Raw genomic sequence first — 20,703 nt, forward strand, 5'->3', positions numbered from 1 at the left:
GACGCTCAGGGCAGCTTCCAGTCCACGGGGTCGGCGCCCTGGTCGGCGAGCAGCTGGTTCGCCCGGCTGAAGGGCCGCGAGCCGAAGAAGCCGGAGTGCGCCGAAAGCGGGCTCGGGTGCGCCGACTCGATGCACGGCACCTTTCCCAGCATCGGCTTCAGGTTCCGCGCGTTGCGGCCCCACAGGATCGCCACCATCGGCTCGTCCCGCGCGGAGAGGGCCTTGATGGCCTGCTCGGTGACCTCTTCCCAGCCCTTGCCCTGGTGCGAGTTCGACTTGCCCGGCTGCACCGTCAGCGCCCTGTTGAGCAGCAGAACCCCCTGGTCGGCCCACGGCGTCAGGTCGCCGTTCGACGGCAGCGGGTGCCCGAGGTCCTCGCAGTACTCCTTGTAGATGTTGATCAGGCTCTTCGGGATCGGCCGGACGTCCGGCGCCACCGAGAAGCTCAGCCCGACCGCGTGCCCGGGCGTCGGGTACGGGTCCTGGCCGACGATCAGCACCCGCACGTCGTGGAACGGCTGCTGGAAGGCCCGCAGCACGTGCTCCCCGGCCGGGAGGTAGGTCCGGCCGGCGGCGATCTCCGCGCGGAGGAACTCCCCCATCGCGGCGACCTGCGGCGCCACCGGTTCGAGGGCCTTCGCCCAGCCTGCTTCGACGATGTCCTGCAGCGGTCGTGCGGTCACGGCGTGCGAGCTTACTCAGGCCGGTCGAGGCCTGTTTTTCCGCCTGCCTGAGACACCCGTCACAAGCGGGGGTGACACGTCGTGGACAGCGCTTAGGGCGTGTTTCATAAGCCTGTTCGATGGGCTTCGTGATCCAGGTGGTTCCTGACGGTGCGGGCGGATCGGCCTCGTACCGGGTCGTACTCGGCCGCATCCGCCCGTGCCGTCAGGGACCGCCTGGGCGCGAAGACCGCGAACTTGGCTTATGAAACACGCCCTAGTCCAATCGCCGGAGTTCGGCCCGGAACCGGGCCGCACGCTCGACATAGCCGTCGACGACCAGTTTGATCATGTCCGGCCCGAACGACGTGTTCGGCCGCGTCTTCGCCGGGACACCGAGCGCGATCCACCCACTGTCCACATGGGACCCGTAGGAGAGGACCGCGCCGGCGCCGACCATCCCGCCGTCCTCGACGACGGTTCCGTTCAGCACCACCGATCCCGACGCGATCAGGCAGCCCTCGCCGATCCGCGCGCCCTCGATGTGCACCGAATGCCCGACGGCGGAGGACTTCCCGATCACCGTCGGCTCCTTGCGGGTGCAGTGCAGGACGCAGCCGTCCTGGACGTTGGACCGCTCGCCGATTTCGATGTGCCCGTGGTCGCCGCGCAGCACGGTCTGCGGCCACACCGACGCGAACGCCGCGATCCGGACGTCCCCGATCACCGTCGCGTCGGGGTGGACGTAGGCGTCCGGGTGGATCGAGGGTTCGAGGTCGCCCAGCGCGTAGATCGGCATGCGTTCTCCTATACCAGCGACTTGCCGAAGCAGATGCTTTCCGGCTCGTCCTTGTAGTACCCGAAACCCGGTATCTCCCGGTAACCCGCCGACAGGTACAGCGCGATGGCTTCCGGTTGCTTGTCGCCGGTCTCGAGCACCATGCGCAGCCGTCCGGCCTCGGCGGCCGTCCGCTCCAGGTCGGCGAGGATCGCCCGCGCGAGGCCCCTGCCCCGCGCCGAAGCCATCACGAACATGCGTTTGATCTCGGCGTCACCGGGCAGCAAGGGGTCCGGCCCGTCGTGCGCCCGCCAAGCACCACACGCGACCGGGACGTCGTCGAGGTAGGCGGCCAGGAAAAGTCCCCTCGGCGAGGCGAACTGCGCCGCGTCCATCGGCGTCTCGTCTTCGCCGCCGTACCGGGCGGCCAGCTCGAGCTGGGCCTCGGCCAACAGTTTCACCGCGTCGGGGTGGTCGTAGGCCAGCACACGAAGATCCATGAGCGCGACACTAGCGATCGGCCGTGTCGCGGGGGAACGGGATTGGCCCAAGCGGATGCCACGTGATCGGCACTGTCCCCGAAACCGTTCGCCGGCTTAGGTTCTTGCCCATGTCGATCGAAACCGGCCTCGCCGGGGCGCCACTGCGCCAGGCCCGCAACTCCGCCGCGTTCTGGGCCGCGACCGGCCGGTCCCGCGGCCACGAGGTGATCCGTCGTCGCGGTTTTCTCGCCGTCGCCGGTGACGAGCGCGCGGGACTGCGCGTCCTGATCCAGGAGCCCGGCCTCACCGACGGCGAGCTGGCGGAGATCACCGAACTGGCCGCGCGGGCGACGGGCCCGGTGGACGCGGAGGATCCCTTCAGCCTCACCGATCTGAACCATCTCGGGGATATGCGCAGCTGGCGGATGCCCGTCATGCTGCGCCCGCCCGCCCCCGTCACCGAACCCTCGATGGAGGTGGTCCGGGTACACGGGGAGGCGGACTTGCGAGCGGCCGAACGCGCGGTGATCGCGGGTTTCGAGCTCACCCGGTTCGAGCCCTACCGCGCGGGTGAGATGTTCCCCACGGCCTTGCTCGGGCAGCCGGGCGTCGAGGTGTTCATCGCGCGGCTCGACGGCGAGGTCGCCGGGGCGTGCGTCACCGTCGTCGAGAACGGCTTCGGCAGCCACTACTGGGTCGGCACGCCGGACGCCTTCCGCTCCCGCGGCGTGGGAAGAGCTGTGATGCTCGGCTCCCTCGCCCCCTTGGCCGGGCTGCCGGTCACCCTCACCGCTTCCCGGCTGGGCAGGCCACTGTACGAATCCCTCGGTTTCACCGTCGCCGCCGAGTCGACCTGGTGGGCCTCCCGCTGACCGCGGCTAGCGCCAGTGCTGCCAGCCGCTGTCGTGGCCGTACCGCTTCCCGTCCACCGTCACCCCCGAATCCGGCATGGTGACGACGCCGATCTCGGTCCAGCCTTCCGGCAGATCGGCGAACGAGGGGAAGGTGGCCGCGAAAGCGTGGTCCTCGCCGCCGGTGAGCACCCATTTCAGCGGGTCGGCGCCGAGCGCGGTCCCGACCTCGGTCAGCCTGCTCGACACGTCGAGATCCGCCGTCCGCACGTCGATCCCCACGCCGGAGGCCGCGGCGATGTGGCCGAGGTCGGACAGGAGCCCGTCGGACACGTCGATCATCGACGTCGCGCCGCCGTCGGCGGCCCGGATGCCCGCCTCGTAGTCCGGTTCGGGGCAGCGCTGCGCGTTGACCACGCTGACCGGTGAGCGGAAACCCCGGCCGAGCACGGCGAGCCCGGCGGCCGCCCAGCCGAGCCGCCCGCAGACCGCGACGACGTCGCCGGGACGCGCGCCGGACCTTGTCACCGGTTCCCGGCCGCCGAGGTCGCCGAGGGCGGTGACACTGATCACGATCTGGTCGGCGCGCACCATGTCGCCGCCGACGATCCCGATGCCCGCGCGTTCGGCTTCGACCCACATCCCCTGGGTGAGCTCGGTGACGAGCGAGGTCGGGGTGTCCGACGGACACGCGAATCCCATGAGGACGGACGTCGGACGCGCGCCCATGGCGGCGATGTCGGTGAGGTTCACCGCGACCGCCTTGCGTCCCACTTGTTCGGCGCTGGACCAGTCGAGGCGGAAGTGGACGCCCTGCACGAGGACGTCGGTGGAGACCACCGTCCGGCCGTCCGGGGTGGCCACGACGGCCGCGTCGTCCCCCGGTCCGAGCAGTGTCGTCTCCGGCTGTTTCCGGCCGTCGGTCACCGCCTCGATCAACCGGAATTCACCGGTCCCGGCGACCGTGCCGTCGTTCGGTGACACCCGTCACCTCCACTTTCCCTTGTCCGGACAAATGTCGATCACCGATAGTCGGAACCCCTAGGTTTTTCCTGGGGCTGGCGATACGTTGCTACAACGTTCCTACCTTGAGCCGACTTTTACGAAGGGGCGCGCCGTGGTCCACGCATACATCCTCATCCAGACCGAGGTCGGCAAAGCCGCCGCGGTCGCCGCGGAGATCTCCACCATCCCCGGCGTCACCAGTTCGGAGGATGTCACCGGCCCCTACGACGTCATCGTCAAGGCCGCGGCCGACACCGTCGATCAGCTCGGTCAGCTCGTGGTCGCCAAGGTGCAGAACGTGGAGGGCATCACGCGTACGCTGACCTGCCCGGTCGTGCATCTGTAAGAGGTGGTGTAGTTGTCCGGTGGCTGACACGGACACCGGCGCTCCCCCGAAGCCCCTGCTGATCGCGGCCGCCTGCCTGGCGATCCTGCTCGTCGCGGGCGCGGCCGTCTTCGGGCTGACCCGCGGCGCGGAATCCGGCGCCCCGGCCGCCGACGGCCCGCTCCCGCTCGTCCCGGTCCCGGCACCGCAGTCGGGGTCACCCGAATGCGCGAAACTCATCGGCGCGCTCCCGCACGAGCTCACGTCGTCCGGGAACACGCTGGTCCGGCGGACGCTGGCCGATCCCGCCCCTGAGGCGACGATCGGCTGGGGCACCGGCGACCCGGTGGTCCTGCGGTGCGGTCTCGGCAAACCGCCGGAGCTCACCCGGACCTCGCAGCTGCGGACGATCAACACCGTCCAGTGGCTGCAGGTCGAGGGTGAGGGCACCGCGACGTGGTTCGTGGTGGACCGTCCCGTCTACACGGCGCTCACCGTGCCGGACACCGCCGGGACCGGGCCGCTCCAGACCGTTTCGGACGTCATCGCCGCCAACCTCCCCGCGGTCCCGCTGCGTTTCTCGTGAGTGGCGAGGACGGTTAGAACCGTCCTTACCACTCACGAGACCGGACGCTCAGCCGAGCACGGGGATCAGCGGTTTGAGCGCGGATCGGAGCGCTTCCCGCGAACAGCCCGCGTAACCGATGAGGTTCCCGAACACCGTCGGCGTCCCGGCGAAGTGCCGGGCCAGCCCGTCGAGCCGGATCCCGGCGCGTTCCGCCGCCGCCATCCGCGCCGTCTCCTCGGCCGCCGATCCACACGGGACGACCAGATGCGCGCCCGCGTCGTCGCCGAGCACCGGGATCCCCGCCGACGTCAGCGCGGCCGAAACCAGGGACCGGCGCTCCGACAGTTCCCGCCGGAGCTTCCGCAGATGCCGCCCCAGATCGCCGTGCCGCGCCAGTTCGGCGAGGACCCGCTGCCCGGCGGGCGAAGGCCGCGTTCCGGTTCCTTCGCGGTACTCCAGCACCGCGGCCGCGACCTGGGACGGCGCGACCATCCAGCCCGCGCCCAGCGCCGGGGTGAGGATCTTGCTCGTGGTCCCGAGATGCGCGACGACATCGGGCGCGAGCGCGGCCAGCAGCGGCAATGGCGCTACGTCGAACCGCAGCTCGCCGTCGTAATCGTCCTCGATCACCAGCATGCCCTGTGCGCGGGCGAGTTCGACCAGGTCGACGCGACGGGACGCGCTCATCCGGCTGCCGAGCGGATATTGGTGCGCGGGCGAGCAGTACACGGCGCGCACGTCGGCGGGGACGGCGTCCGGGCGCAGGCCCTCTTCGTCGACCGGGACGGGCACGACCTCCATCCCCGCCCGCCGGAACGCCTGCACAGCGCGCTGATAACCCGGCTCTTCGATCGCGACCCGGTCACCGCGTGAGAGCACCGCGCCCGCGAGTTCGATCACCGCGGCCGTCGTCCCGCCGGTCGCGAGCACCGTTCCGGCCGCGAGGCCGCGGTGCCGCAGCAGATGCTCGGACACGGCGTCCCGGTACGTGGGCAGACCGGCCCTGTCCTCGCGATAGGTAGGGCGCGGGTCGGCGGCGGCCCGCCACGCGCGGCGCCAGGCGGCCTTCTCGATGCCGTCGGCCCACGGGACGCCCGGGGTGAGGTCGACCAGCGTGGGCGGCGCGGCGGGGGTGCCGGGCGCAGGGCCTTTCGACGGCCTGTCCGCGGGCGGTGTCGTGGTGACATACGTGCCGGAGCCGTGGCGGCCGGCGATCCAGCCTTCCGCGTGGAGCTGCTCGTACGCCGCCGACGTCACCGTGCGGCTGACGCCGAGACGGCTCGCCAGCGCCCTGGTCGAGGGCAGCCTGTCGCCGCCGCGGAGATGCCCGTCGCCGGCGGCCGCGCGCAACGCGTCGGCCAGCTGGACCGCGAGCGGGACGAGCGAATCGCGGTCGAGGCTGACCGGCAGAGCGGTGTCGGACATGCTGTACTCCGCTCGTCGCGTAAGTGGCCTTCTCAAGTATAGGAGAATTGGCCGTTATTACAGGCCACTCGCGTGGGTGAGACTGCTCGCATGCCCACACCGCTGTCTCCCACCGACAGGACCACTCTCAACCGCAAGAAGAACCGCGCGCTCACCGACCGCTCGGCGCTGTACTCCGTGCTCGACGAAGGCCTGATCTGCCATCTCGGCGTCGTGCGCGACGGCGTTCCGCTGGTCATCCCGACCGGCTACGGCCGCGACGGGAACACGCTCTACCTGCACGGGTCAACCGGGGCGAGGAGTATGCGGGACTCCGATGGCGTCGAGGTCTGCGTCACGGTGACCCTGCTCGACGGCATCGTCTACGCGCGCTCGGTCAACAACCACTCGATGAACTACCGCAGCGCGGTGATCCTGGGCAAGGCGGCCGCGGTCACCGATCGCGACCGGAAGATGCACGGGCTCCACGTGCTGACCGACCACCTCGCGCCCGGTTCGTGGGAGCACGCGCGCGACATCAACGCGAAGGAGTTCGCGTCCGTTTCGGTGCTGGAACTGGACCTCACCGAGGCGTCGGTGAAGATGCGCGGCGAAGGTCCCGACGATCCCGAGGACGAGGTCGCGGCCGATCTCTCGTGGGCGGGGGTGCTGCCGGTGCGGACAGTGTTCGGGGAGCCGGAGCCGTCGGCCGACCTGGTTTCGGAGTGGGTGGTTCCGGACCACGTGAAAACGCGCGTCGGGTAGTGGGTCTCGTGAGTGGTTAGGACGGTTCTAACCGTCCTAACCACTCACGAGCGGCGTCGCGGAAGCCGCACGGTGAACGTCGTCGCCCCCGGCGCGCTTTCGACGTCGATCGTCCCGCCGTGCGCGGAGACCAGCGAGAGCACCACCGAAAGCCCGAGCCCGGTCCCGCCGTTGCCGCGCGTGCGAGCGGTGTCGACCCGGTAGAACCGGTCGAAGATCCGTTCCCGCGCTTCCGGCGGGATACCGGGCCCGGCGTCGCTCACCCGAAGGACGACCTCGGAATCCGAAGCGGCGGCGGACAACGTGACCGCCGTCCCGGGCGGCGTGTGCACCGCGGCGTTGGCGAGCAGGTTGTCCAGCACTTGCCGCAGTCGCACCGGATCCGCTTGCAGGACAACACCTTCCGGCAGCGCACTGATGCTCAGCGGATGCTCCGGGCGGCCGGCGGCGAAGGCCTCCCCGGCGTCGGTGATCAGCTCGGCGAGGTCGACGTCGACCAGCCGCAGCGGCGCCTCGGTCTCCGGCGCGTCGAGGCGCGCGAGGAGCAGGAGGTCGTCGACGAGCACGCTCATCCGCTGGGTCTCTTCCCGGATCTTCGACAGGTGTGCCTCGCGTTCCGCGGGTTCGTTCGCCTCGGCGTAGCGGAAAAGCTCGGCGTAGCCCCGGATCGACGTCAGCGGCGTGCGCAGTTCGTGGGAGGCGTCGGCGATGAACCGGCGCAGCCGTTCGTTCGCCTTCCGCCGCGCGACCAGTGACGAATCGAGGTGCGCCAGCATCAGGTTGAACGCCGTCCGCAGTTCCTCGACCTCGGCGCCACCGCCGTTCGCCCGCGCGCGCACCGGGAGATCGGCGTTCGTGGTCAGGTCGTGCGACGCGATGTCGTGCGCCGTCCCGGCCATGTCGCTCAGCGGCCGCAGCCCGCGCCGCAGCACCAGCCGTCCCACGATCACCAGCACCGCCAGCGCCAGCAGGAACGCGACGACCTCGACCATGATCAGCCTGCTGACCGTCCGGTCGAGATCCGCCTGCGGCGCGGCGCTGACCAGGACGATGTTCCTCGCCGGTTCGATCGGGCAGGCCCGGACCCGGTAGGTGCCCTTGTCGTCGATGTGGACGGTGCGCAGCACCTCGGTCCGTGTCGCGTCCTCCGCCACCTCTTCGAGGGCTTTGCTGTCCGGCGGCAGGGAACCGCCCGCCTGCGGCAGTGCCTCGCCGTTCTGGACCGAGAAGACAGCGGAATACCAGCCGTAGGTCTGCTGGGGATTCCCGCCGTGCGTGGTGCGCAGCGACGGCACCTGGCTGATCTGGGTCTTGGCGAGCTGTTCGTCCAGCCTGCTGTTCAGATAGCCCTTCATGATGCCGACCATCACGGTGCCGACGACGGCGAACACGACCAGCGCCAGCGCGCCGAGCCCGAGCGCCAGCCGGGTCCCGAGCCTCGACCGGCGCCAGGCCTCGAACCACCGGCACAGCATTTTCATCTCGCCGCCTGCCGGACGACGTAGCCCACACCGCGCACGGTGTGGATCAGCGGTTCGTTGCCCGCGTCGAGTTTGCGGCGCAGATGCGAGATGACGAGTTCGACCACATTGGACCGGCCGCCGAAGTCGTACTCCCAGACGTGGTCGAGGATCTGTGCCTTGGTCATCACCGACGGCGAACGCCGCATGAGATAGCGCAGCAGTTCGTACTCGGTCGGCGTCAGCTCGGCGGGCTTGCCGTCGCGGGCGACCTCCCGGGTTTCCTCGTTCAGGGTCAGATCGCCGACCCGCAGCACCGCCGCCTTGGCCTGGTTGGTGCTTCGCCGCAGCACCGCGCGCAGCCGCGCCATCAGTTCCTCGACGGAGAACGGCTTGACGAGGTAGTCGTCGCCGCCCCGGGTGAGCCCGGCGACACGGTCCGCGGTCGCGTCCTTCGCGGTGAGGAAGACCACGGGCACCGCCGTCCCGGCCTCACGGAGCTTGTCCAGCACGGTGAACCCGTCGATCCCGGGCAGCATCAGGTCGAGCACGACGATGTCGGGCCCGAATTCGGCGGCGCGTTCGAGCGCGGCCTCGCCCGATCCGGCGGTGACGGCCTGCCAGCCCTCGTAGCGGGCGACGGTGGCCACCAGATCGGCGATATGCGGCTCGTCGTCCACCACCAGCAGGCGGACGGGGTTCTCGGTGTTCACGAACGCCATCCTCCGTTAACGCGCGCACGAGGGCGAGGCGGGAGCGCAGACGACAGCAAGCCGACAGGTTCCACCAAGAAAGGTCACAGGTTGGCACAGCAGGCTGGGCAGTGTCCCTCAAAGCGAGCTCTCGAATTCCCGCATTGTTCTAGGCAGCTGAACCGGACCAGAAGGGACCACGTGTGACCACCATGACGCAGACCGCCGTGAGACCGCGCGCGGCGATCCGTCCCAGGATCGCCGCTCGCGCCGGGCTCTTCCTCTTCCTCGGGGCCAACGTGGCCGCCGTGACCACGCTCTTCTTCGCCGCCGGGCCGTCGGACAACGTCCTCGTCAGCATCGGCAGGCTCGCCGGGCTGTACGGGGCGCTGGCGATGGCGTTCCAGCTGCTGCTGGTCGCCCGGCTGCCGTGGCTCGACCGCCGCCTCGGCATGGACCGGCTCACCGGCTGGCACCGCTGGACCGGGTTCGGCCTGCTGTGGACGCTGCTCGCCCACTTCGTGTTCATCGTCTTCGGCTACGCGCAGGTCGAGGACAACGGCGTGGCGGACGAGTTCGTCACGATGGTGACCAAGCTGGAGGGGATCCTGCGCGCGGTCGTCGCGTTCGCGCTGATCCTCCTCGTCGGCGCGGTTTCCGCGCGGTTCGCCCGCCGCCGTCTGGCGTACGAGACCTGGCATTTCCTCCACCTCTACACCTACGCCGCGGTCGTACTGGCGTTCAGCCATCAGATCGCGCTGGGTGGATCGTTCGCGTCGTCGCCGGGGGCGCGGGTCTACTGGTGGGCGGTGTGGGGTGTCGCGCTCGGCTCGGTCTTCGCCGGCCGCGTGGTGCTGCCGCTGGCGCGGAATCTTCGGCACCAGCTGAAAGTCGTCGCCGTGGTCCCCGAATCGCACGACGCCGTCTCGGTGTACATCTCCGGCCGGCACCTCGACAAGATGCCCGCGAGGGCGGGCCAGTTCTTCCTGTGGCGCTTCATGACCCGGGATCGCTGGTGGCAGGCCAATCCGTTCTCGCTCTCGGCCGCGCCGGACGGCCGCACCCTGCGGCTGACCGCGAAAGCCGCCGGCGACGGCAGCGCGTCCTTGCGATCGCTGAAGGTCGGCACCCGAGTGTTCGCCGAAGGCCCGTACGGCGCGTTCACCACGATGCACCAACAGAAATCGGACGCGCTGCTGGTCGCGGGCGGCGTCGGGATCACCCCGATCCGCGCGCTGCTCGAGGAGATCTCCGGACATGTCGTGGTGCTCTACCGCGTCCGCGACGAACGCGACGCCGTCCTGCTGCCGGAGCTGATCGGACTGGCGCGGGCACGCGGCGTCGTCGTCCACGTCCTCAGTGGACCGTCCGCTCCGGCCGGTCCGCACGGCCCGGTGCTCGGCGCGCACAACCTGCGGCGGATGGTGCCGGACATCGAGAACCGGGACGTCTTCGTCTGCGGCCCGCCCGGGATGACCTCGGCGACGTTGCGCAGCCTGCGGGAACTGCGGGTGCCGAACCAGCAGGTCCACGCCGAACGCTTCAGCCTCGCCGCCTGAGTCAGGGAGTCCCGATCATGAAGAAGACCATCGTCGCCGCCACGGTCGCCCTTTCGGCCGCGGGCTTCCTCGGTGTCTGGCTGTACGAACCGGGTCCGCTCGGCTCGGAGACCGTGGCCGTCGCGGCGCCCGCGCCGCCCACTGCTTCCACTGTGCCCTATTCGGACGGTGGCGCGTCCGAAGGCGCCGAACGCACCATCGACGGCTCGGTGGAGAGCAACCGGTACGGCACCGTCCAAGTGCGGCTGGTGATCTCGGCCGGGGACAAGATCTCCGAAGTCCGCCTGCTGCAACGGCCGGCCAGCGGCCGCGGGGTCGCCGCGATCCCGATCCTGCAGGAGGAGACGCTGACCGCGCAGAGCGCCGACATCGACACCGTCTCCGGGGCGACATCGACGAGCGAGTCGTACATCGACTCGCTGCAGGCGGCGCTGGACGCCAGATGAACCGCGTCGAACAGGTGATGGGACTGCCGGTCTCGGTCGACGTCCGGGCGGGCGGTGGCCTCGTCGACCACGCCATCGACGGGGTCTTCGGCTGGCTGCGGGAAGTCGACGCGAGGTTCAGCCCGTTCAAGGCCGACAGTGAGGTCTGCCGCCACGACCGCGGCGAACTCGCTCCCTCGGAGCTGAGCGACGACCTCCTGGAAGTGCTTTCGCTGTGCGATCACTACGAACGGCTGTCCGGCGGGGCGTTCACCGCCCGGCTCCCCGGACGGCGGCTCGACCCGAACGCCGTGGTCAAGGGCTGGGCGGTGCGACGGGCGGCGTCCCTGTTGCTGGCCGAGGGCTTGGACGTGTTCTGCCTCAACGCCGGCGGGGACGTCGTCACCTCCGGCGAACCGGAACCCGGCCGTGCCTGGCGGGTCGGGATCCGGCATCCCGAACGGCCCGACGCGGTCTGCGCCGTGGTGGAATCGTCCGGTGGCGCCGTCGCGACCTCGGCGGAATACGAACGCGGCGCGCACATCCTCGACGGACGGACCGGGCGCCCGCCCGTCGGGCTGCTGAGCGTCACAGTCACCGCCGACGACCTCGTCACCGCGGATTCCCTCGCCACGGCCGCCTTCGCGATGGGGGCCGAGGGGATCGCCTGGGTCGCGTCGCAGCCGGGTTGCCAGGTGCTGGTCATCGACGCGGAACGGCGGGTGCACCGGTCGCCGGGGTTGCGGCTGGCTTAAACCGTTGGCCGGGCTTCGCGGGCTCAGGCAGACTGCGGCGTCATGACCTCTGTCGTACAGAACTTCTTCTTCGACTGCGCAGACGCCTACGAACTGGGACGTTTCTGGAGTGGCGTGGTCGGCAAGCCGATGGCCGACGACGACCGGCCCGGCGACCCCGAGACGATCATCGTGATGGACAACGGTGTCACGCTGTTCTTCGGGCAGGTGCCCGAGCCGAAGACGGTGAAGAACCGGATCCACCTCTGCCTCCAGCCCGACATCCCGCGCGACGAGGAGGTGGAGCGCCTGCTGAAACTCGGCGCGACCCTCCTGCACGACCGGCGCAACCCGGACGGCACCGGCTGGGCCGTTCTCGGTGACCCCGAGGGCAACGAATTCTGCGTGCTGCGCAGCGCCGCGGAAAAGGCCGCGACGTCGTGACGGACTACCTGACCGTCAACCGCGCGAACTGGGACGAACGCGCTCCGGCACACGCCGCTTCGGCGGACTACGGCTACGAAAAGTTCCTCGCGGACCCCACGCACCTCAGCGGCGTGGTCACCTTCGACCGGCCACTGCTCGGCGACGTCTCCGGCGCGCGCGGAGTGCACCTGCAATGCCACATCGGCACCGACACGCTTTCCCTGTCCCGCCTCGGCGCGCGGATGACCGGTCTCGACTTTTCCGCACCGGCGCTGGAGATCGCGCGACGGCTGGCCGCCGAGACCGGCGCGGGAATCGACTACCGCGAGTCCGATGTGTACAGTGCCGCCGACGTGCTGGGCGCCGGGGAATTCGACCTCGTCTACACGGGAATCGGCGCGCTCTGCTGGCTGCCGGACATCGCCCGCTGGGGACAGGTCGTCGGAAAGCTGCTGCGGCCGGGCGGGCGGCTGTTCATCCGGGACATGCACCCGATGCTGGGCACCCTCGACGAGACGCAGCCGATGATCACGCCGCGCTACCCGTACTTCGAGCAGGCCGAACCGCTGGTGTTCGACGAACCGGGGACCTATGTGGACACCGACGTCGCGTTCGAGAACAACCGGACGCACGAGTGGAACCACGGGCTGGGCGAGATCGTCACGTCGCTGCTCGACGCGGGACTGACGCTGACGCGGCTGGTGGAACACGACAGCGTGCCGTGGAACGCGCTGCCCGGGTTCATGACCCTGAACGAGGCGACCGAGGAATGGCGGCTGACGGAGGATCCGCGGCGGCTGGCGGCGAGTTTCACGATCGAGGCCGTGAAGACCCGCCGCAAGTAGGTGACTACTTGCGACAGGACCTGCGGGGTTTGAAGAATGGACGGCATGTCGAGCGATCCCCGACGGCCCCTTGTCGCCGTCGCCGCCTTGGGCGGCACCATCTCCATGGTCCCCGGAGACGGCGAAGACCACGCCGTCCCCCGTCTCACCGCCGCCGACCTGCTCGGCGACTTGGGCGGGAACCTCGAGATGGACGTCCGCGCAGAGACGCTCGCGGGGATCTCCAGCGCGTCGATGGACTTCGCGACGCTGATCAGGACACGGGACTGGGCCGCCCGAGCCGTCGATGAAGGCGCTGAAGGTGTCGTCGTGGTCCAGGGTACGGACACGCTCGAGGAGACCGCGTACTTCTTCGAACTGACGTGGGCTTCCGAGGCGCCGATCGTGATCACCGGCGCGATGCGCAACCCCAGCCTGCCCAGCGCCGACGGCGCGGGGAACCTGCTCGCCGCGCTGACCGTCGCCGCCGATCCCCGCAGCCGGGGCCGCGGCTCGCTGGTCGCGTTCAACGACGACGTCCACCTGGCGCGCTGGGTGCGGAAGGCGCATTCGAGCCACGTCGAGGCGTTCTCCTCGAACCCCGCCGGGCCGCTCGGGCTCCTCGCGGAGGGCCTGGTGCACTACTTCCACCCGGTCGCCGCCCGCCCTGCGGCGTTGTCACTGGAGGACGCGGACTTCTCCGGTCTGGTGCCGATCGTCGAGAGCGGCGTCGAGGACACCGGCGAACTCCTCGAAACGCTGGTCAAGGCCGGAGTCAAGGGTGTGGTGCTCGCCGCGAACGGCGCCGGGCACGTTTCGGCGGGGTCCGCCGACGTGATCGAACGGGTCCTGCCGGAGGTGCCGATCGTGGTCGCCGGCCGCACCGGCGCCGGGCCGACGTTCCGCGGCACCTACGGCTTCCGCGGCTCGGAGTCGGACCTGATCGCGATGGGCGCGACCATGGCGGGTTGGCTGGACCCGCGCAAATCCCGGCTCCTGCTGCACACCTTGCTCGCCACCGGAGCCTCGCGAGACCGCATCGAAGCCGAATTCCGGCTCCGCGGCGACCTCGCCTGAAGATCACTGGCGCAAGTAGGTGACCAATTGCGGGATGGTCAGTCCTGGATCGGGCCCGAGACGGGGTCCAGGTGGTACGGCCGCATGGCGCGGGGCCGGTGCCGGTAGACGTGCACGCTGACGGCGGGGTCCGGCCCGTCGTTGCGCACTTCGTGGATGTAGCCGGGACCGAAGACGCGAGACTGCCCTTCCGACAGCGAGTGCAGTTCGGTCACGGCCCGGCCGTCGACCGCGCGCCGGGCGACGGTCTCGCTCAGCCTCCCGCTGACGACGGTGAACGCGCCTGCGGCGAATTCGTGATCGTGCAGGTCGGTGTACTGACCGGGCAGCCAGCTCATCAACCAGATCTCCTGCAGTTCGTCCGCGTCGACGAGGGCGGAGAAGCGCTGCTCGGGGTCGTAACGCAGCAGGTGCCGCCAGCGTTCACGGTCCGCGGCGAATTCGAGCGCGACGCGCACCGGGTGGCGCAGGGCGGGGTTTTCGGGAATGACGAGCGTGTTGTCCGGGACGGCGAACATGAAGGTGTCCTCGCAAAAAGAAAAGATCGTGTGGGCAGGGGGTCGGGGTTGGGGTTCACCGACAACAACACTGGGCACACGAAAAACACACGCGCGCGACCGCACCAAGACCCGAGAGGCCCCGCGACACAGTCATCCCACGTGCGAACATGCCCTCAGCGAACCAGTGCGGAGCCCTGCGGTCAACCGATCTCACACCGTGGACCGTGAGTTCTGCACCTCGCGTCCATGTTCGCAGCACGAATCCACCCTGGGCTGTCGCGATCCTGCGGTCTTGCTCAGGACCACTCGTGCTTCTGCGACCGCCCCAGCAGTTCGGCTCCCGCACGCCGCGGGTCGACCCCTTCATGACATACGCGGTGCATCGCGTCGGTGATCGGCATGTCGACACCGAGGCCGATCGCGAGTTCCCTGATCGACGTGCACGACTTGACGCCCTCGGCGACCTGACCGCCGGTGGCCGCCAGCGCCTGCTCCAGCGTCTCGCCCCTGCCGAGCCGTTCGCCGAAGGTCCGGTTGCGCGACAACGGCGACGAGCAGGTCGCCACCAGGTCGCCGACACCGGCGAGCCCGGCGAAGGTCAGCGGGTCGGCGCCGAGTTTCGCGCCGAGCCTGGCCATCTCGGCCAGCCCGCGGGTGATCAGCGTGGCAACGGTGTTGGCGCCCAGCCCGAGCCCCGCCGCCATCCCGCAACTGAGCGCGATGACGTTCTTGCACGCCCCGCCCAGCTCGCAGCCGACGACGTCGGTGTTGGTGTACGGGCGGAAGTACTGGTTGAAGCTCGCCTGCTGGATCACCTTGGCGTTGTCGTGGTCGGTGCAGGCCAGCACCGCCGCCGCCGGCTGCCCCAGCGCGATCTCCTTCGCCAGGTTCGGCCCGGACACGACCACGATCTGCCCGCCGTCGACCCGCGCGATCTCGGCGATGACCTCACTCATCCGCTTGAGCGTGCCCAGTTCGACGCCCTTCGCGAGGCTCACCAGGATCGCGTCGGACGGCAGCAGACCGGACCACTCCGAGAGATTGGTCCGCAACGTCTGGCTCGGCACCGCGAGGACCACGGCCTGCGCGTCATCGAGGGCCTCGCCCGGATCGGCCGTCGCGGTGATCCGCTCCGGCAGTTCGATATCGGGTAAATAGGACGAATTGAGATGCCGGTCCCGGATTTCGGCCGCGACTTCGGGCCGCCGGGCCCACATGGTCACGTCCCGGCCGGCGTCGCCGAGCACCTTCGCGAACGCCGTCCCCCACGACCCCGCGCCGAGCACGGTGACACGCTGGACCTCGATGGCGGTCCCGGCCATCAGGCGTCGTCCTCCGGCTTCTTCGCGGGCGGTTCCTCCTGGCGGATCTCCGCGAGCAGGGTGGTGATCTCGGTCATCATCAGCTCGGTGACCTCGCGCAGTTTCGACGCGCTACGGGTGGAACCGTTCTTGTAGGCCGACAGGTCCATCGGTTCGCCGACCAGGTGCGTGATCTTCTTGCGCGGGAACGGCGTGAACTTCTTCGTGTAGCCGTTGAAGATGTGGTTCGTGCCCCAGCGGGCGATCGGGATCACCGGCACGTCGGTCTCCAGCGCGAGCCGCGCGGCCCCGGTGAACGGCTTCTTGGGCCAGCCGTCCGGGTCCTTGGTGATCGTCCCCTCCGGATAGATGACGACGACCTTGCCGTCACGCAACGCCTGGTGGGCGGCCTTGAGGCTGTCGCCGGCGGCGGCCGAACCGCGGGAGACCGGGATCTGCCCCGCGCCGACGAAGATCTTGCCGAAGACCGGCGTCCTGGTCAGGCTCTCCTTGCCGAGGAACCGCGGCACCCGCTTCTGGCGGTGCACGAACACCGCGTCCACCGCCGGATCCATGTGGGACACGTGGTTGAGCAGGAGCAGCGCGCCGCCTTCGCGGGGGATCCGCTCGGCGTTGCGGTAGACCCGCTTGCCGATGGCCGTCGCCGGGTAGAACAGTGCGGCGGCGATGCCAACCCAGATGCCGCCCTTCTCACGCCGGGCCAATTCGTCCTCCTCGAAGTCACACGTGTCGTCCCAGGCCACTGATCCTGCCGCGCGCGTGCGAGCGCGGTCCAGGGAGGGTCGGGTAAGAATGCAGATGTGGATAGTGTGGGCATCGACCTGATCGTGCCGATGAAACGCCCCGCCGAGGGCAAGTCGCGGCTTCGCGGTGCGGTCGTGCCGGAGCGCCACCCCGAACTGGTGCTGGCGCTGGCCTACGACACGTTGTCCGCGGCGATCTCGGCGGACGGGGTCCGGCGGGTGCTGGTGGTCGCCGCCGACCCGGCGTCGGTGGCGGATCTCACCGAACTTGGCGTCGAGATCGTCACCGAGCCCTCGCGCGGCGGATTGAACGCGGCCCTGCGCCACGGCGAAGAGCTGCTGCGCCGGGACACACCGTCCGGTCTCGTCGGTGCCCTGCAGGCCGACCTGCCCGCGCTGCGGACCGAAGATCTCACCGCCGCCCTCGCCGAGGCCGCCGGACATCGGGCGTTCGTCGCGGACCGGCAAGGAACTGGCACGACTCTGTTGCTCGCGGGGGCTGGCCGTGCTCTGGCACCCCGGTTCGGCACGGGTTCCGCGCGGGCGCACACCGCTTCCGGTGCGACCCCGCTCACGATCGCCGCGGAATCGCTCAGGGCCGACGTGGACACCGCGGATGATCTCGCTCACGTCCGCACCCTGGGTACCGGAAAACGCACTTCAACGCTGCTGGGAACACCCTGCGTGGTGATGTGACGAGAGTTCACCCTGCCGACCAGCGCGCGGCGCACATAATCGCCCCGAGTGGTGAACAATGAAGCCCGTGAGCACAAATGACGGCGGCACCCCGAACTCGGCAAGGAAGCGGAAGACCTCCGCCGCGAAACCGGAACCGGACAACGGCGCGGCGAAACCCGTCCGGGCGAGGAAGACCTCCCCTGCGGCGAAGACCGACAGCTCGGCCCCGCGCGCGGCCGTCCGCGCGACGCGTGGCGGTTCGGCGAGCCGTCCCGCCCAGGAGTTCCGGGCGCTGCCCGCGGCGCCTCCCGCGGTGACCTCGGCGCCCACCGCCGTCGAGACCCTGCCCGACGACCGGTACTTCAACCGTGAGCTGTCATGGCAGGACTTCAACGCGCGGGTGCTCGCGCTGGCCGAGGACGAGTCGCAGCCGCTGCTCGAACGCGCCAAGTTCCTGGCCATCTTCGCGTCCAATTTGGACGAGTTCTACATGGTGCGGGTCGCCGGGCTGAAACGCCGCGACGAGACCGGGCTCCCGGTCCGCAGCGCGGACGGGCTCACCCCGCGCGAGCAGCTGGCCTACATCGCCAAACGCAACCAGGACCTGGTCGAGCGGCACACGAACGCCTTCGAGCTGCACCTGCGGCCGCAGCTGGCCGACGAGGACATCCACATCGTCGGCTGGAACGACCTGGCAGGCGCCGACCAGCTCCGGCTGTCCAACTACTTCAGCGAGCAGATCTTCCCGGTGCTCACACCGCTGGCCGTGGATCCCGCGCACCCGTTCCCCTACATTTCGGGGCTTTCGCTCAATCTCGCGATCACCGTCCGGGACCCGGAGGCGGGCACCGAGCGGTTCGCGCGGGTGAAGGTGCCTAGCAACGTGCCGCGCCTGATGCGGATCGAGCAGCAGCCGAGGGAGAACCGGACCGCGACGTTCCTTCCGCTGGAGGAACTGATCGCCGCCCACCTCGGCGAGCTGTTCACCGGTATGGAGGTCACCGAGCAGCACGCGTTCCGGGTCACCCGCAACGCCGACTTCGAGGTCGAAGAGGATCGGGACGAGGATCTTCTCCAGGCGCTGGAACGCGAACTCGCCCAGCGGCGGTTCGGCCCGCCGGTGCGGCTCGAAGTGGCGCAGGACATGAGCGAGCACATGCTCGAACTGCTGCTGCGCGAACTCGAGGTCGACCCGCGCGATGTCGTCGAGGTCCCCGGTCTGCTGGATCTGACCTGCCTGCACCAGTTGTCCGGTGTCGACCGGAAGGAACTCAAGGACCGCCCTTTCGTTCCCGCGACGCATCCGGCGTTCGGTGAGCGCGAGACGCCGAAGTCGGTGTTCGCGACGCTGCGCGAAGGCGACGTCCTCGTGCACCACCCGTACGACTCGTTCTCGACCAGCGTCCAGCGGTTCATCGAACAGGCCGCCGCGGACTCGAAGGTGCTGGCGATCAAGCAAACGCTGTACCGCACCTCCGGCGACTCACCGATCGTCGACGCGCTCATCGACGCCGCCGAGGCGGGCAAGCAGGTCGTCGCGCTGGTCGAGATCAAGGCGCGGTTCGACGAACAGGCCAACATCACCTGGGCCCGCACACTGGAACGCGCGGGCGTGCACGTGGTCTACGGGCTCGTCGGGCTGAAGACGCACTGCAAGGTGTCGATGGTGGTGCGGCAGGAGGGTTCGACCATCCGCCGCTACTGCCACATCGGCACCGGCAACTACAACCCGAAGACCGCGCGCCTGTACGAGGACCTCGGCATCCTGACCGCCGACCCGACGATCGGCGCGGACCTGACGGATCTGTTCAACGTGCTCACCGGGTACTCCCGCCAGGACACCTACCGCAACATCCTCACGTCGCCGCACGGGATCCGCCGCGGCATCGTGCGCGCGATCGGCGAGGAGATCGAACTCGCCCGCGCCGGCCAGACCGCCGGGATCCGGATCAAGTGCAACTCCCTCGTCGACGAGCAGGTGATCGACGCGCTGTATCACGCTTCACAGGCCGGGGTGCCGGTCGACATCGTGGTGCGCGGGATCTGCGCGCTGAAGCCGGGAGTGGAGGGACTGAGCGAGAACATCCATGTGCGGTCCATCCTCGGCCGTTTCCTGGAGCACTCGCGCATCTTCACCTTCCTCGCGGGCGGCACGCGCTGGATCGGCAGCGCGGACATGATGCACCGCAACCTGGACCGCCGGATCGAGGCGCTGGTGCGGGTCAAGGATCCGAAACTGACGGCGCGACTGGACTACATCTTCGAATCCGCGCTGCACCCCTCGACCCGGTGCTGGGTGCTGAACTCGACCGGCGAGTGGACCCCGTTCCCCGCCTCCGGGGACGACGTCCGCGACCATCAGGTCGAACTGGCGAAGCGGCACGGGGCGGCGGGATGAGCGGGGTCGTGCGGGCGGCGGGAGCCGTTCTCTGGCGTCGTGACGGGGACCGGATCGAGGTCGCGCTGGTCCACCGGCCACGCTACGACGATTGGTCGCTGCCGAAGGGAAAGCTCGATCCGGGCGAGACCATCGCGAGGGCGGCGGTCCGGGAGATCGGTGAGGAGACCGGATTCGAAGCGGTGCTCGGCCGGTATCTGGTCCGGACCGAATACACCGTGGCGGGAGTGCCGAAGACCGTCGACTACTTCTCCGCGCACGCGGTCTCCGGTGCGTTCGAGCCGAACGAGGAAGTCGACGAACTGCGCTGGCTCGACGCGGAAGCTGCGGAGAAACTGCTGACGCGGCCAGGGGACGTCCGGGTGCTGCGCGAGTTCTCCGCGCTGCCGGCCGAACTCACCACGGTGATCCTGGTGCGGCACGCCAAAGCGGGTAAGCGCGACGAGTGGACCGGCGACGACGACCTGCGGCCGCTGTCGGACGCCGGCCAGCGTCAAGCCGAAGCGTTGCGTTCGCTGCTGCGGCACTACGCGCCCGGCAGGGTGCTCTCGGCGCCGCGGCTTCGTTGCGTCCAGACGGTGAACGGGCTCGCCGAAGATCTCGGGATCGAGGTCCGGCACGAGCCGCTGCTGTCTGAAGAGGGCTACTGGCCGGACCCGGTGCTCGGTGTCGCACGGCTGCTGGCCATCGCCGGTGACGGTGGGACGCCGGTGATCTCCAGCCAGGGCGGGGTGATCCCGGACGTCGTCAGCGCACTGGCGGACCGCGACGGTGTCGACCTGACAGCCGCGCGCGGCGGCGTGGTGCCGTCGAAGAAGGGCTCGTTCTGGGTGCTGTCGTTCCGGGCGCCGACCGGCGACGACGGGCCGGTGCTGATGGCCGCGGACTACTTCGCGTCGCCTTTGCCCACTCCCGCTCCCGCACATCACTGACGTTTCGATTCGCGTGATGGCTCTCTTCCTTCGGCTGGGCCGAAGGAAGAGAGCCATCACGCGCTTGGACGGAGTTCCCCCCGGACACGCGTG

At 69.7% G+C, this 20,703-nt stretch carries 23 protein-coding genes; 13 read left to right on the forward strand and 10 right to left on the reverse strand.

All coding sequences use genetic code 11. From position 1 onward, the window contains the following. Positions 1 to 5: 5 nt before the first annotated feature. The 3 genes from H074_RS17915 to H074_RS17925 all read right to left on the reverse strand — a co-directional run bounded on the left by H074_RS17915 (position 6) and on the right by H074_RS17925 (position 1,940). Positions 6 to 683 (reverse strand): uracil-DNA glycosylase, encoded by a 678-nt coding sequence (locus tag H074_RS17915; protein WP_007031451.1) that lies wholly within the window; start codon positions 681 to 683, stop codon positions 6 to 8. Between the two features lie 256 nt (positions 684 to 939). After that, positions 940 to 1,461: a gamma carbonic anhydrase family protein gene (locus H074_RS17920; protein ID WP_007031452.1), complete on the reverse strand. Its 522-nt coding sequence runs from the start codon at positions 1,459 to 1,461 to the stop codon at positions 940 to 942. An 8-nt stretch (positions 1,462 to 1,469) separates the two neighbouring features. Then, entirely contained in the window at positions 1,470 to 1,940 is a 471-nt protein-coding gene (locus tag H074_RS17925; protein WP_039922725.1) for a GNAT family N-acetyltransferase, read from the reverse strand. Between the two features lie 110 nt (positions 1,941 to 2,050). Here H074_RS17925 and H074_RS17930 point away from each other — a divergent pair, with 110 nt between their 5' ends. Beyond that, on the forward strand, positions 2,051 to 2,794 hold the full coding sequence (locus H074_RS17930) for a GNAT family N-acetyltransferase (protein ID WP_007031454.1): 744 nt from the start codon (positions 2,051 to 2,053) through the stop codon (positions 2,792 to 2,794). A gap of 6 nt (positions 2,795 to 2,800) precedes the next feature. On the opposite strand, the gene H074_RS17935 is transcribed toward H074_RS17930, so the two are convergent. Beyond that, positions 2,801 to 3,757, reverse strand: coding sequence for a thiamine-phosphate kinase (locus tag H074_RS17935; RefSeq protein WP_007031455.1), 957 nt, complete (start codon positions 3,755 to 3,757; stop codon positions 2,801 to 2,803). Between the two features lie 133 nt (positions 3,758 to 3,890). Between H074_RS17935 and H074_RS17940 the strand changes: the two genes are divergently transcribed. Both H074_RS17940 and H074_RS17945 read left to right on the forward strand, forming a co-directional pair. Next, the gene (locus tag H074_RS17940) at positions 3,891 to 4,124 is read left to right on the forward strand and encodes an Lrp/AsnC family transcriptional regulator (RefSeq protein ID WP_007031456.1); all 234 of its coding nucleotides are present in this window, start codon (positions 3,891 to 3,893) and stop codon (positions 4,122 to 4,124) included. A 19-nt stretch (positions 4,125 to 4,143) separates the two neighbouring features. Beyond that, on the forward strand, positions 4,144 to 4,689 hold the full coding sequence (locus tag H074_RS17945; protein WP_007031457.1) for a DUF3515 domain-containing protein: 546 nt from the start codon (positions 4,144 to 4,146) through the stop codon (positions 4,687 to 4,689). Positions 4,690 to 4,737: 48 nt separating this feature from the next. On the opposite strand, the gene pdxR is transcribed toward H074_RS17945, so the two are convergent. Next, positions 4,738 to 6,096 (reverse strand): MocR-like pyridoxine biosynthesis transcription factor PdxR, encoded by a 1,359-nt coding sequence (pdxR, locus tag H074_RS17950; RefSeq protein WP_007031458.1) that lies wholly within the window; start codon positions 6,094 to 6,096, stop codon positions 4,738 to 4,740. A gap of 90 nt (positions 6,097 to 6,186) precedes the next feature. Between pdxR and H074_RS17955 the strand changes: the two genes are divergently transcribed. Next, the gene (locus tag H074_RS17955; RefSeq protein WP_007031459.1) at positions 6,187 to 6,840 is read left to right on the forward strand and encodes a pyridoxamine 5'-phosphate oxidase family protein; all 654 of its coding nucleotides are present in this window, start codon (positions 6,187 to 6,189) and stop codon (positions 6,838 to 6,840) included. Between the two features lie 44 nt (positions 6,841 to 6,884). On the opposite strand, the gene H074_RS17960 is transcribed toward H074_RS17955, so the two are convergent. Together H074_RS17960 and H074_RS17965 are read right to left on the reverse strand one after the other, a co-directional pair. Next, positions 6,885 to 8,321 carry a sensor histidine kinase gene (locus H074_RS17960; protein ID WP_007031460.1) on the reverse strand — a complete coding sequence of 479 codons (1,437 nt, stop codon included), beginning with the start codon at positions 8,319 to 8,321 and terminating at the stop codon, positions 6,885 to 6,887. Beyond that, positions 8,318 to 9,013, reverse strand: a complete 696-nt coding sequence (locus H074_RS17965; RefSeq protein ID WP_007031461.1) for a response regulator transcription factor — start codon at positions 9,011 to 9,013, stop codon at positions 8,318 to 8,320. Before H074_RS17965 ends, H074_RS17960 begins: the two co-directional genes overlap by 4 nt. Before the next feature lie 182 nt (positions 9,014 to 9,195). Here H074_RS17965 and H074_RS17970 point away from each other — a divergent pair, with 182 nt between their 5' ends. The 6 genes from H074_RS17970 to H074_RS17995 are packed head-to-tail and all read left to right on the forward strand — an operon-like array spanning position 9,196 to position 14,037. Beyond that, complete coding sequence (locus tag H074_RS17970) at positions 9,196 to 10,551, forward strand: ferredoxin reductase family protein (RefSeq protein ID WP_007031462.1); 1,356 nt, start codon at positions 9,196 to 9,198, stop codon at positions 10,549 to 10,551. Between the two features lie 17 nt (positions 10,552 to 10,568). Next, the gene (locus H074_RS17975; protein ID WP_007031463.1) at positions 10,569 to 10,997 is read left to right on the forward strand and encodes an FMN-binding protein; all 429 of its coding nucleotides are present in this window, start codon (positions 10,569 to 10,571) and stop codon (positions 10,995 to 10,997) included. Next, on the forward strand, positions 10,994 to 11,731 hold the full coding sequence (locus tag H074_RS17980; protein ID WP_007031464.1) for an FAD:protein FMN transferase: 738 nt from the start codon (positions 10,994 to 10,996) through the stop codon (positions 11,729 to 11,731). Before H074_RS17975 ends, H074_RS17980 begins: the two co-directional genes overlap by 4 nt. A 42-nt stretch (positions 11,732 to 11,773) precedes the next feature. After that, the gene (locus H074_RS17985) at positions 11,774 to 12,154 is read left to right on the forward strand and encodes a VOC family protein (protein ID WP_007031465.1); all 381 of its coding nucleotides are present in this window, start codon (positions 11,774 to 11,776) and stop codon (positions 12,152 to 12,154) included. Then, positions 12,151 to 12,981: a class I SAM-dependent methyltransferase gene (locus H074_RS17990; protein ID WP_007031466.1), complete on the forward strand. Its 831-nt coding sequence runs from the start codon at positions 12,151 to 12,153 to the stop codon at positions 12,979 to 12,981. Before H074_RS17985 ends, H074_RS17990 begins: the two co-directional genes overlap by 4 nt. A 45-nt stretch (positions 12,982 to 13,026) precedes the next feature. Beyond that, entirely contained in the window at positions 13,027 to 14,037 is a 1,011-nt protein-coding gene (locus tag H074_RS17995; protein WP_007031467.1) for an asparaginase, read from the forward strand. Between the two features lie 38 nt (positions 14,038 to 14,075). Here H074_RS17995 and H074_RS18000 read toward each other — a convergent pair whose 3' ends face one another. The 3 genes from H074_RS18000 to H074_RS18010 all read right to left on the reverse strand — a co-directional run bounded on the left by H074_RS18000 (position 14,076) and on the right by H074_RS18010 (position 16,602). Next, positions 14,076 to 14,555, reverse strand: a complete 480-nt coding sequence (locus H074_RS18000; RefSeq protein WP_007031468.1) for a cysteine dioxygenase — start codon at positions 14,553 to 14,555, stop codon at positions 14,076 to 14,078. A 278-nt stretch (positions 14,556 to 14,833) separates the two neighbouring features. Further along, positions 14,834 to 15,859 carry an NAD(P)H-dependent glycerol-3-phosphate dehydrogenase gene (locus H074_RS18005; protein WP_007031469.1) on the reverse strand — a complete coding sequence of 342 codons (1,026 nt, stop codon included), beginning with the start codon at positions 15,857 to 15,859 and terminating at the stop codon, positions 14,834 to 14,836. Beyond that, positions 15,859 to 16,602 carry a lysophospholipid acyltransferase family protein gene (locus H074_RS18010; RefSeq protein WP_007031470.1) on the reverse strand — a complete coding sequence of 248 codons (744 nt, stop codon included), beginning with the start codon at positions 16,600 to 16,602 and terminating at the stop codon, positions 15,859 to 15,861. Before H074_RS18010 ends, H074_RS18005 begins: the two co-directional genes overlap by 1 nt. Before the next feature lie 66 nt (positions 16,603 to 16,668). Here H074_RS18010 and cofC point away from each other — a divergent pair, with 66 nt between their 5' ends. Genes cofC through H074_RS18025 form a run of 3 tightly spaced genes read left to right on the forward strand, consistent with a single transcriptional unit; the run spans position 16,669 to position 20,610 of the window. Then, positions 16,669 to 17,298 (forward strand): 2-phospho-L-lactate guanylyltransferase, encoded by a 630-nt coding sequence (gene cofC, locus H074_RS18015; protein ID WP_007031471.1) that lies wholly within the window; start codon positions 16,669 to 16,671, stop codon positions 17,296 to 17,298. A 58-nt stretch (positions 17,299 to 17,356) separates the two neighbouring features. Then, positions 17,357 to 19,678: an RNA degradosome polyphosphate kinase gene (locus H074_RS18020; protein WP_200865790.1), complete on the forward strand. Its 2,322-nt coding sequence runs from the start codon at positions 17,357 to 17,359 to the stop codon at positions 19,676 to 19,678. After that, positions 19,675 to 20,610, forward strand: coding sequence for an NUDIX hydrolase (locus H074_RS18025; protein ID WP_007031473.1), 936 nt, complete (start codon positions 19,675 to 19,677; stop codon positions 20,608 to 20,610). Before H074_RS18020 ends, H074_RS18025 begins: the two co-directional genes overlap by 4 nt. Positions 20,611 to 20,703: the final 93 nt, after the last annotated feature.

Source organism: Amycolatopsis decaplanina DSM 44594 (assembly GCF_000342005.1).
Classification (GTDB): domain Bacteria; phylum Actinomycetota; class Actinomycetes; order Mycobacteriales; family Pseudonocardiaceae; genus Amycolatopsis; species Amycolatopsis decaplanina.